This window comes from Frankia sp. BMG5.23 (genome assembly GCF_000685765.2).
In the GTDB taxonomy this organism is placed as follows: domain Bacteria; phylum Actinomycetota; class Actinomycetes; order Frankiales; family Frankiaceae; genus Frankia; species Frankia casuarinae.
The window spans coordinates 1-10,680 of record NZ_JDWE01000084.1; the positions used below are offsets into that span (position 1 = coordinate 1).

Below are 10,680 nucleotides of genomic sequence, written 5' to 3' on the forward strand. Positions count from 1 at the left end.
GTGCCGTGGTGGCCCTCGTCGGCCGGGACCGGTGCGTACCGGCGGGCGGGGCGACGAGGGTGGGCAGGCGTGCCGTGGTGGCCCTCGTCGGCCGGAGCCGGTGCGTACCGGCGGGCGGGGCGACGAGGGTGGATGTCACTGGCTGTTGCTGGTGTGCACGGAGGTAGGTGGGTGTGGGCCTACGCGCGCAGACGCGCACGCGCGCGCCTAGGGCCGTGCATGCACACCCTCGTGCACAGGCTTGCACAGGGGGTTGCACACCGTGGTGCACACCAGTTTCGTCACGGTGGGTGGTGGTGGTGCGCTCACTCATGTGTGTCGTCTCCCGCTGCGCGCCACCGTCCGTCGATCGGCTCGACGCGTCCGGCGGCCTGGAGCTGCTGAAGCGCGTAGTAGACCCACCGTCGGGACCGGCCGGTCGCGGTCACCAGGTCGCGCACGGCCATGCCGTCGGGGCCAGCGTCGATCAACGCGGTCCACAACACCCGCTGTGGATCTTCGGATTGTTCCGTGTGCTGCTTGTCGGGTGCGGGTGGCAGAGCGATCGGCGCGACGTGTTTCTCGACGATGCTGGCGACAGTGTCGTCAGTGATCAGGTAGGCGCGGTTAGGTAGCGGGGTGGTGTGTTCCGGGTCAAGGACCAAAAAAGCACCGGCCAGGGTGAACCCGTCCGTTCGCCATCCGCTTTTGTAGGCTCCTGAGCCAAGAATCAGGTCTGTGTCACCACGCTCGCGGACGCGCAACGCCACGCGGACGTCCATCTGACTACGGGTCGCCCCGTTACCCATAACCTCTTGGGTGGGTCGTTGTGTGGCGATGACGAGCGTTACGGCCACGGCACGTCCGAGACGGGCGATGGAATCGATGATATCGAGTGCTTCGGCGGGTAGTTCCGCGAATTCGTCGATCAGGATGACAAGGGCTTGGCGCGTGCTGGTGGGATGCCACGTCCGTTCGGCGCGTGCGGCAAGGTCGCGGGCTCGTTCTGTCAGTTCGTCGCGCGCTTCGGAGAGAAGCGTGACGGCTTCCTCCGGTGTTGTCGCGAGTCGGCCGAGTGCTTTTTCCCACGGGCCGAGTTCCATGCCACCTTTAAGGTCAATGCCCCACACGCGGACGTCATCGGCGGGCACCAGGGACGCGAGGATGGCGTTTACGAGCCCGGATTTCCCGGAACCGACGACGCCGCCGATGAGTGCATGCCGGCGGAGCAGGGAAACCGCGACAACGGTTCCGTCTTCCGCTACGCCAAGCGGAATTGGTCTCGTGATCAAAGGGGTGATATCAGCGTGTCCGGGCCACGGGGCCACACGCGCCAGCGGGTCGGATTCCGTCACCCGAACAATCACGTGGTCTTCCCGGTCAGGATCGGCCGTGACACGGACGCTGTTCGGGCGGACACCGAGCATGCTGGCGATTTCATCGGCGCGGCCGATAGCGGTCCGGGCGGACATTCCGCGTCGCAATGCGACCCGTGCGGTATAGCCGAATGCGTCGACGACCGCCGACATTACACGGCTGCCGGCCAATCCGGCATCTTCCGCCAGAACTGGCCACGCCCGGATTGTGCGTTCAACACGTACCCGGGACCGGCGACGGCGGTGCGCCCACCACGGAATAGCCGCGCACGCACCACCGAGGAGAAGAATCGTCGGAAGCGGCGCATGTCCCGGACCGGCGATCGCACCCGCGACCCACCATCCACAGCCCAGGAAAAGCACCGTCCGTGCGTACCCGCGTTCGCTCCGCCGGTCGTAGCGCCGCGCGGCTACACTGCCCCCGACCTGGCAGAACAGCCCAACAAGGATGATCACTCCGGCGTTCCACAGGCGGTGACCGACCGATGCGGAGAACGTCAGGACAATCATTGTGTAGATTGGCGCTAGTTCACTTCTGTAGGTCCAGAAAATACCCGCCGCGGCGCCGACAATTCCGGGCCTTTCTCGCGTTTTTCCGTGTATGGACTTGCGCATGTATCGGCGCATCTTACGCATGTCCCGGGACATTCTCCGCTGATCGCGTGTCTGAACACGTGCCACGGTTTTCCTCCGGCAGAAAAGGGGCGGGATGCCCGGCCGTGGCCGGGCATCCCGAGGCGGTTACAGGTGGACGGACGAGAAGATTCCGAAAATCTGGTTCAGCAGGTTCTGAAAAGTCGGAGCGAAACCCGACTGAGCGATGTAGAAACCGAGTGCGACGCACACGAACGCGTGGCCGAAATTCAAGTCGAACGCGCGGATGAGGACGATGACGGCGACGAGGAGAAGGAACAGAATGGAAATCGGGATGATCACTGGTGGTGGTCCTCCTCGTCGTCGTAAAGGTCGGAGTCGTAGACCATCGCCGAGGCGAACAGCCACTCGTCCTGGGCCTTGATCCACGCGGCCCGCGTCCTTTCCTGGTGAGCGGACAGCAGGGCCAGGGAAAGACTCAGCGCCGAGATTCCCGCCGGGTCGGTCCCGATAATTTCCATGTACATGTCGTGGATCACGGCACCGGCCGTGAAGGTATCCATGTGGGCGTCGAAAGCGTCCGCCGCGCGTCGCCCCAACGCGGTCACTTCAATGTCGTCGTACATCATGTGCAGTCACCTCGTGGAATAGCAGGGAAAGGAGAGAAGGAGAAGGCGGGAACGACCCGGGAGACGATTTCCGGGCACCACTGCTGCGGAGCCTCAGGGGCAAGGTGAGCACCCACCAGAAATCCGAGCAGAAACAGGTCAACCAGCCAGACGAGAACAGACGCCCAGAAGAAAAACCGGCCGCTGCCGTTCACGTGCGGCGCGTCCACTTCGAGACCTGGCGCGCGGCGAGCAAAATGAAAATCACGGGGATCATGTACTTTCCGTATCCGGGGGTGGACGTGGTGAGCGCCCACGACAACGTCCACAGCGCGAACGAGACCGGCATGAAAATCGCCAGGAAACGCCACAGCGGAATCGCCAGAGCGAGCATGAAAAAGAACAGGAGAAACAGGATCACGGGATCTCCAAAAGGGAGAGGAAAGGTGCCGCGGGTCCCTTTAGGCGGCCCGCCTGACACCATCCATACTTCCCGCCGCAAAGCCGACGAGCAGGTATTTTTCTGGCTCATTCCCGGATTTGTTGACGCCCGGAGCCGGATCTGTAGGCCGCGCGACCCGGACGGAACCCGGACCAGTGATCAGCGTCCGGACACCCCGGAGCCAACTGGCACTAAACCCGGATTAGACCCGGATACGTACACGGAGTATCACTGTCAGCATGTCCTGCAAGACCTCGCGCAACAGCACATGCACGGGCGGAGAGGGTGATCACGCGTGAGGGAGAGCCGCGAGCAGCAGCTCATAAACGATCTAGACGCGCTCGTCGCGCGGGGCGTCCGAGGACCAGAAGACATCCTCGACGGTGCTCCGAGACTGCTGACCCTTATCACGAAGCCGGGCAGCGAGTGGGTACGCGCCACGGCGGTCTACCGGCTGCTCCACGCGGCCACGGACGCCCTCGGCACGCCGCGCGGGGACGCCCTCCGTGCGCTGCTCGCACTCAATCCCGTGATCCCGGGATGCGGGCCCCGGCTGAACAAAACCGAACGGCGTGACGACGCCGCGCAGTTCTACGGCGGAATCGCCGGAGACTCATTCCGGAAAATGCACGAGAAGAAGCTCATATTGGCGTTGGCAATTGAAATGGACCGGCGCCTAGCCACGGGAGACGACACTACCCACGTGGGCGACACGGAACGCGAAAACGGGAAAGTACGGCCGATTAGGCCGCTACCCCAGAACCCGCCACCACCCGCAAGCGCATTCAAGGCTATTCGGAAACCATCCCGTGCAGATAACCGAAAGGGCAGTGATGTTTAACCGTTTCGACGAGGACCGGATACCCCGCCCGTACTTCCTCGTCGTTCTTCTCTTCGTCATCGTCCCGTGCGTCGTCGCCGGAATATGGCTCGGCATGGCTACCCGGTAGCGCAGCACCCGGCAGGGAGAGCGAAGCGGCGGCTACCGGGGTCGATGCGCGCCGCTACTCCTGTGCGTCCCCGTGATTCTCGCGCTTGCGGTCCGTCCGTGCGCCCTGCCCCGGACGTGACGCCAACCAGGCCAGCACCGTCGACCGGTACCAGCGCGGCCGGTCCGGCACATCGACGTTGTCCGGCGGGGGAAACCGATCATCCCGCCGGTAGCCCCGGATCGTGACCGGCTTGACGTTGGCCAGCGCCGCTATCTCCCGGTAGCCGATCAACGGGTCGTCCTCCACGGCATCGACCCTATCGACTGATCAACCGCAAACCATAGCACCATGCGTGCTAAGGTCATGGGCGGTCCCGCCCGGTGTGCTACCACCGGACGGGACCTAGATCACAACCTGCCTGAACAGGACGGTGACCTGTGCCCAGTATCCCGCCCCCCACGGACGGATGGCGTTTCCCGCGACCGTTCGTCTCCCTGGACATCCCCGAACCCGGTCTCTACGCCGTGACTCTCCGGTCCGGTGCGACGCTGCGCGACCTCGTCGACGTCGTGGCCACCCTGCCCCGACTCCTCTACATCGACCACCACCGGCCGAGCCCAGGGGACAGCACCGTCACCCTTCACTTCCGCGCGCTGCCCGACTTCGGTCCGCTGCCGTTCGGGGCGTGTGACATGACCGGCTGGACACCCGACACCAGCAACCCCCCGCCGGTCGCGTGGGCGCCTTCCTACGAAGCCCTCTACATCGTCCTAGCCGCCGGACCGCCCGGACCCGCCGGAACCCGCCTGTTCCACTGGCTACGACACACCGACCCACGCATCGTGATGGCACTCGCGGACATGGTCCGGCCACCACACAGACCAGTGCGGACGCCCTACCGCCCCGCGCACCGAGCCTCGTCGGGTGCGCCCCGCGCACCGAGTGCGGGGGGGCTACTAAGAGGGATGTGTAGGCTCGCACAATGAACTTTCGTCAAATCCGCGATGGTCTGAGAATGCGCGTTCCGTCGATAGACGAGGATGATCTACTGGAAACGTCGGTGCTGTTTCGGGGTAAATTTGATCACCGTCTCGCACTCCTGGCCGGTGATCAATCAGGAGTGCGAGGCGAGGGATCGATTTCGCGGTCAGTGGTGCGTGCAAATCTGACCGATGCGGCATTTGACTACCTTGAGGCCGCCGACACGGTCGTGAGAGACTCTGATCTGTCAAATGGGGTAATCGAGAGGTTCACCGCTCGCCGAGTGGAATTTCAGGGATGCCGGATGACCGGATGGAGGGGGACATTCAAGCTGGCAGACGATGTGGCATTTCTCAACTGCCGCCTAGACTATTCAATTCTTGACTTTCAGCGCGTGAGCGGAACGATACTATTCAAGGAATGTCAGCTAGGGGAAACTGTGATCCGCGGCCGGCTCGATGGCAGCGTTTTTGCGGAATGTGACCTGTCGGGAGTGGAGTTCGAGGCGTCGTCCGCGGCCGGCTGCGACCTCTCTACGTCAAGGCTTTCCGGTGTTCGTGGCCTCTCGGCTCTTCGTGGTGCTCGCATATCCTATGATCAGGTTTTCGCTGCCGCTGAGGCTCTCCTCGCTGAATTCGGTATCGAAGTCATCGACTGATCGAAGCACTACTTCTTCTTTTTACTCCAGCCCCTTTTGTCCCAGTTATCCCAGGACGGGCGATTGTCGAACGGTGGCTTCCCTCCATTGTCCCAGGACGGGCGGTTATCGAATTTTTTGGGGGATTGATGCGCCGCGCCTGACCGCTGGACCGCGACAACCCGCCGCATTCTTTCGAATGCGAGTAGTGCACTCCTGGCGTCAGACCCACCGGCACCACCGACCTTACGGCTATCGGTGAGTCCGTCGACAAGCGCAATCTTGGCGTTGCGGCAGTAGTCCGTTTCGGTGACGTCGAAACTACCGTGCTCAAAATAACGGTTTGCCGGGTGCCCACCTTCACAGAAGCTGAAGTAGGCACACTCATCCATGCATCGCGCGAGACCTCGGCGATACTCGGAGATCCATGCCGACTGCATCCCATCCCGGACGATCTTGAGAAAGTCTCCCTCGCGAACATTGCCACAGGAGAAGGAGCCGTACCGTTCGGAGGAGTAACCGGCAAGCTCCGGCGATATCAGCGTGACATCACCGTTCCATGCCACTGTCGGGAAAGGATCGATAGAGCGTGCATCGCCTGCCCGTGATCCACTCTCATCCGGTCTCATCGCGTATCGGACACGGTCAAACTCGCGCACGGGAATCGCTGGATTTTCGGTCCATGCATCCGCGAGAGCCGCCCAGAATTCCTGAAGCTGCTCGGGTCTGTGCGTGCGTAGCCGCGTGTTGGACCCTTCCCGCTCTTCGATATTGACTGCGAGTGATCGCGCGCCGAGGTCTACTATGAAATTGTAGAGATCCCTCGCGTCTTCCGGCTCGGGTGCGGCGACGACCGCTATCACATCGAACGGGAAGCCGCCTGACCGCAGCCGTGCGATTCCGTGCGTGATCCGGTCGAATGCGGCCGATCCCGCCCGATCAACGCGATGTCTCGACTGGTCTCGATCGCCGTCAATCGAGACGCCAATTTCTACCTTCCACTTCTTAAACAGCGCCAGCCACTCTGCATCAATCAGGGTCGCGTTGGTCTGGACGACGTGAGTAGCCGGGATATCGGCGAACTGTTCCAGAAGCTCAGTGAACGCCGAAGCCCCGATAGTCAGCGGCTCTCCTCCGTGCCAGATAACTTCGATACCTCCACGCCGCAGAGCCTGCGAACGGATCGAGTCCGCAACAGCCCGCGCTGTTGACGGTTCCATCACGCTCTTCTTGCCCCGACCAGGCAGATAGCAATAGTCGCAGTTGAGATTGCATAGCGTTGTTGGCTGTAGAACCGTCGATTTGATGGTCGTTTCCACGGATTCCCTCCCTTTCCGGTCTTCAGTGCACAGCAGTATTCCGGGATAGATCACCCCAGGACGCCCGCAGACTCCTGGCTTTCACTAGAAAAATTCACGGTACTATCGTGGTGAATAGCGATCGCGGATAGCTCGGGCTCGCGCAAAGAAAGCGCTACGCGCCCCACCACGGAAGAATCAACGGAAAGTACAGTGAACGCGCTGAGCACCCCTTCGGATGCACCGTCGGCGCCGACATCTATACGTACAATAAATAGGCTGTAGCCAGCCGGAATCACGTTACTCGGATTGCGGGACTGTCCGCCTAATTGCGTCATGAGACTACCGCACGAGCACGTAAATGAACACAAGAATGGTGCCGACTGCGGCAAACGGAAGAGCGGTAACCGCGGGAAACAGGAAGGCGCCCGTCAGACACATGGCTCCGACCAGACCGATCCGCATTAGGACAAGCCAGCGTGGCCGAACCACATAATAGCGGCGTGTCACCTGAACTCACCATCCCGATTGTCGGAGACAAGGGCGATAGTGGAATTCCACCTCATAATCAGTCCTTAGAGGGGGGAGGACTTCCTACCTGTTGATGTCATTTGACAGAGACGAGTCCAACGATAGCCAGGATATAGCCGGCGGATTGCGCTGGAACGCTCTCGCCGGGGTGGGACACAGTCCCACCCGGGTGGGACTGTGTCCCACCCTGTCCGGCCGGTGCAGCAGCGGGCAACATGTCCCCTACCGGCGGATGTGCAGGCCGACACGAGAGGGGGGCAACGGTGGTCGCGACCGTCTCTCCGTGTCCATTGCCGCCGGTGTGGCGCACTTCCCTAACCGGTCAATCCATAGACGCCTACACAGCATTGACGGCGCGCGGACACCGGATGCCACGCACAGGGAGAGGACCGGTGCCGGCAACCCCCGGTCCTCTCCCGCCCCGCCACGGCGGTACCGGCCGTGGTCCCGACTGGGGTGCTGTGCTCCGCCCCCCGGGGCACAGCACCCCGCCGATCCGCCCTACCCGCGCGGTGCGCGGCCTGCGCGGTAGACACCCCCGAATGCGCAGCGACCCCCGCCGGGTAGGGCACCCCGACCGAAAGGACCATCATGCGACATCTTCGCCAACAGCCCCTCGTTGCCCGGTGTAGGACACGTCGGGAGACGGTCGCGTGAGCGCCCTGGACGTCGCTCGGCAGCGCCCCACGGGTCAGGCGGGTCCAATAGTCGAACGGCAGGCGTTCAGCGACGGTGAGATCAGGATGCGAGACCGCGTCCTGAGCGGAGCCCAGATCTCCCCCGGAGATCACGTGATTGACCTTTCGGTCGGAAACGGTCTGCTGACCCTCGGCGCCCTCTCGCTGGTCGGGGTCGGCGGCACCGTGACCGCCATCGACCGATCACATCAGGCGCTGGAGACCATCCCCCCGGCCGGCTTCGGCGCGGGAACCCTCCGACGTGTCCTCACCGAAATCGCGGACGTCCCACTCCAGGAAGACACCGCCGATGCGGTCGTTGCGCGTGCCGCATTCGCTCACGCCCCCGACCTGATACGCGCGTTCCGTGAGGTCGCACGGGTGGTGAGGCCCGGTGGTCGGCTGTCGCTCTTTGAACCGGTCTACGCAGAGCGTCGCCACGACGCCAACCTCCGCCTGACACCAGCAGAGATTCACGCCGCCGAGGAAGCCTTGCAGTGGGCGACCCCCGGCGCACGCTACATGCACCGGCTCGACATGCGTACCGCCACACGCCACGTACGGCGCGGGTTCCGCGACATTGAAGCCACCATGGATACGGTCGTCGTCAGGCTGGAAGGCCGCAACGACGTGCACGCCTACCTGCACCGGCCCCCGCACCCCAGTGTGCCCAGCACCGTCGACACCATCGCGGCCCACGATCGAGAGCTGGCCGCAAGGTACGCCACGGCGTGGCACCAGGCCATCGACACACAAGCCAAGATCACCATCACCACCCCCGGCTTCTACCTCACCGCCACTCGCGCCGACACACCCATCGCCTGACCTCAGCACTTGGGCACACCTCTCGCACGGCGACCAATCGCCGCGCCCACTGCTCAGCTGACAGGCCCGACAGTGATACCTGTCCCGCCGCAAGGGGGGTGCGACCAAGTCGCACCCCCCTTGTCCCGCTGACAGACCTTACGGTCCGCGCTGACCCGGATACGATCACACCCCACGTGACGGCCGGCAGCTCCAGGGGGACACATGCCAACGAGTCCGCACCCCGCGCGACGATCAACACCGACTACCCCCGCGCTGCGCGAACTGGTCGACCGTGTGCAAGCACTGATCGAGGAACGTGGATGGAACTGGTCCGACCTCGGCGCGCATGCCGGCTACTCACGCAAGCACGCCAAGAGCCTCGCCACCGGACGGACCCTGTCCGCAGCGGGGTTCAAAGCACTCGACGACGCTTTCGGCACGAGAGGCGATCTTCTGCGTCTGCGTGATCGTGCCATCGCAGAGCGCGAAGCATCGCTTCACGGCTATGCCCCGGAACCATCACCCGGTGAAACACGGCTGGTGGTTGGGGGAGCAAGACGGGTACCCTTGACAGTGGAAGCCCGTGACCCAGCGTTGCCGAGTCCAGGGCGGGAGGTGAGTCCAACGAATCGTCGAGACCTGTTTTCCTTGATCAGTAGCGGCGTGGCGGCAGGTGCGGCTTTGCCCGTGCTCACCCCCACGGATCGCTTGCTACTTCTCGAAGGAACAGCGCGCGCGGACAGCATTCTTCCCATCGTTGACGCACAGATATCCGGAGTCATCGACGCTTATCGCTCGACATCCCCCGCCGCACTTCTTGGGCAAATAGCGTCAGTGCAAAGCCTGATCGACGGAATATCGACGAAACTCACCCTCCGNCCCGCCGACCATGCCCGCCTCTGGCATGCTGCAACCATTACCGCAGGGCTACGGGGGTGGGTCCACAACAATGCGGGAGAGACGGACTCTGCCCGGATTTCCCTCGCTGAGGCCCACAAAAGAGCCGACCTGCTCGACGATGACAATCTCATTGCATGGACCCGATACATGCAAGCCATTGTTGAAGATTACGCAGGCAATCCAGCTGGCGCAAAGAGATACGCCGAAGACGGATTGCTCTACGCGCACACGGGCCCTGCGCGTGCACTGCTGCTGTCGGATGCCGTTGCTGGTCCCTGCGCTACGCTCGGCGACGTCAAGGGGGTTGAATCGGCCGTCGGGGAGTCACTCGAAATTCTGCATTCGCTCGCCCCGGCGGACCACGGGCCGATTTCTCGCACCATTGTCGATGACATTCAGACCTGTCACCCCGCAAGCGCCGCAACGGCCGCAGCTCTGGCATACGCTCGCCTCGGAATGCCGGATCATGTTAAGAGGACGCTGACCACGGTGCGTCCGATCATCGAAGCGGAAAGTACGCACCAGCGTCCCTACATGCTGCTCGATGAAGCCCTTGCCGTGTCCCGCAGCGCCGATCGAGATCCACATCGCATTGCCGGTCTCACTACACAGGGCCTCGCGCTTGCGCTGCCTTTCCAGGCTGCGCACGTCGGAAAACGTACTGACGCCATCCTCGGTGCGGTCAAGCCCTTGAGTGATCACCCTGTGATAGGTGAGCTGAGCGACACGGCACGTACATGGCGGGAGCAACAAAGCAGTCTTCCCGCTTGACCATCGCGGGCCCACGTACACCCTCCCGCACGGGCTACGCGCCGCTCTTGGTAGCCTCGCCGGGCGCCCCGGGCACCGAGCCTCGCCGGGCGCCCCGGGCACCGAGCCTCGCCGGGCGCCCCGGGCACCGAGCCTCGCCGGGCGCCC

The 10,680-nt window shown here is 63.3% G+C and carries 10 protein-coding genes; 4 read left to right on the forward strand and 6 right to left on the reverse strand.

Annotated features, from left to right (window positions below):
• Positions 1-305 precede the first annotated feature (305 nt).
• From BMG523DRAFT_RS20675 to BMG523DRAFT_RS20690, 4 genes are all read right to left on the reverse strand, one after another.
• Complete coding sequence (locus tag BMG523DRAFT_RS20675) at positions 306-1,991, reverse strand: FtsK/SpoIIIE domain-containing protein (protein ID WP_160323738.1); 1,686 nt, start codon at positions 1,989-1,991, stop codon at positions 306-308.
• Between the two features lie 105 nt (positions 1,992-2,096).
• On the reverse strand, positions 2,097-2,291 hold the full coding sequence (locus BMG523DRAFT_RS20680; RefSeq protein ID WP_043592077.1) for a hypothetical protein: 195 nt from the start codon (positions 2,289-2,291) through the stop codon (positions 2,097-2,099).
• Positions 2,288-2,578 (reverse strand): hypothetical protein, encoded by a 291-nt coding sequence (locus BMG523DRAFT_RS20685; protein WP_043592079.1) that lies wholly within the window; start codon positions 2,576-2,578, stop codon positions 2,288-2,290. Before BMG523DRAFT_RS20685 ends, BMG523DRAFT_RS20680 begins: the two co-directional genes overlap by 4 nt.
• Before the next feature lie 190 nt (positions 2,579-2,768).
• Positions 2,769-2,978: a hypothetical protein gene (locus tag BMG523DRAFT_RS20690; RefSeq protein WP_043592081.1), complete on the reverse strand. Its 210-nt coding sequence runs from the start codon at positions 2,976-2,978 to the stop codon at positions 2,769-2,771.
• Between the two features lie 316 nt (positions 2,979-3,294).
• On the opposite strand from BMG523DRAFT_RS20690, the gene BMG523DRAFT_RS24910 reads away from it, so the two are divergent.
• Complete coding sequence (locus BMG523DRAFT_RS24910; protein WP_134351270.1) at positions 3,295-3,840, forward strand: hypothetical protein; 546 nt, start codon at positions 3,295-3,297, stop codon at positions 3,838-3,840.
• Positions 3,841-4,003: 163 nt separating this feature from the next.
• Here BMG523DRAFT_RS24910 and BMG523DRAFT_RS20695 read toward each other — a convergent pair whose 3' ends face one another.
• The gene (locus BMG523DRAFT_RS20695) at positions 4,004-4,237 is read right to left on the reverse strand and encodes an AlpA family transcriptional regulator (protein WP_043592083.1); all 234 of its coding nucleotides are present in this window, start codon (positions 4,235-4,237) and stop codon (positions 4,004-4,006) included.
• Between the two features lie 131 nt (positions 4,238-4,368).
• Here BMG523DRAFT_RS20695 and BMG523DRAFT_RS26785 point away from each other — a divergent pair, with 131 nt between their 5' ends.
• On the forward strand, positions 4,369-4,917 hold the full coding sequence (locus BMG523DRAFT_RS26785) for a hypothetical protein (RefSeq protein WP_235463313.1): 549 nt from the start codon (positions 4,369-4,371) through the stop codon (positions 4,915-4,917).
• Between the two features lie 29 nt (positions 4,918-4,946).
• Complete coding sequence (locus BMG523DRAFT_RS24915) at positions 4,947-5,570, forward strand: pentapeptide repeat-containing protein (protein ID WP_160323739.1); 624 nt, start codon at positions 4,947-4,949, stop codon at positions 5,568-5,570.
• A gap of 8 nt (positions 5,571-5,578) precedes the next feature.
• Here the strand turns inward: BMG523DRAFT_RS24915 and amcA are convergent, their stop codons facing one another.
• Positions 5,579-6,868: a multiple cyclophane-containing RiPP AmcA gene (gene amcA, locus BMG523DRAFT_RS23730; protein WP_160323740.1), complete on the reverse strand. Its 1,290-nt coding sequence runs from the start codon at positions 6,866-6,868 to the stop codon at positions 5,579-5,581.
• Positions 6,869-8,121: 1,253 nt separating this feature from the next.
• Between amcA and BMG523DRAFT_RS20705 the strand changes: the two genes are divergently transcribed.
• Positions 8,122-8,880 carry a class I SAM-dependent methyltransferase gene (locus BMG523DRAFT_RS20705; protein ID WP_235463315.1) on the forward strand — a complete coding sequence of 253 codons (759 nt, stop codon included), beginning with the start codon at positions 8,122-8,124 and terminating at the stop codon, positions 8,878-8,880.
• Positions 8,881-10,680: the final 1,800 nt, after the last annotated feature.

Excerpts from the sequence above, each read along its gene's own strand:
- BMG523DRAFT_RS20685 (WP_043592079.1), bottom strand. The coding sequence starts at position 2,578 with ATGATGTACGACGACATTGAAGTGACCGCGTTGGGGCGACGCGCGGCG.
- BMG523DRAFT_RS20675 (WP_160323738.1), bottom strand. The coding sequence starts at position 1,991 with ATGCGTAAGATGCGCCGATACATGCGCAAGTCCATACACGGAAAAACG.
- BMG523DRAFT_RS24915 (WP_160323739.1), top strand. The coding sequence starts at position 4,947 with ATGCGCGTTCCGTCGATAGACGAGGATGATCTACTGGAAACGTCGGTG.
- BMG523DRAFT_RS20705 (WP_235463315.1), top strand. The coding sequence starts at position 8,122 with ATGCGAGACCGCGTCCTGAGCGGAGCCCAGATCTCCCCCGGAGATCAC.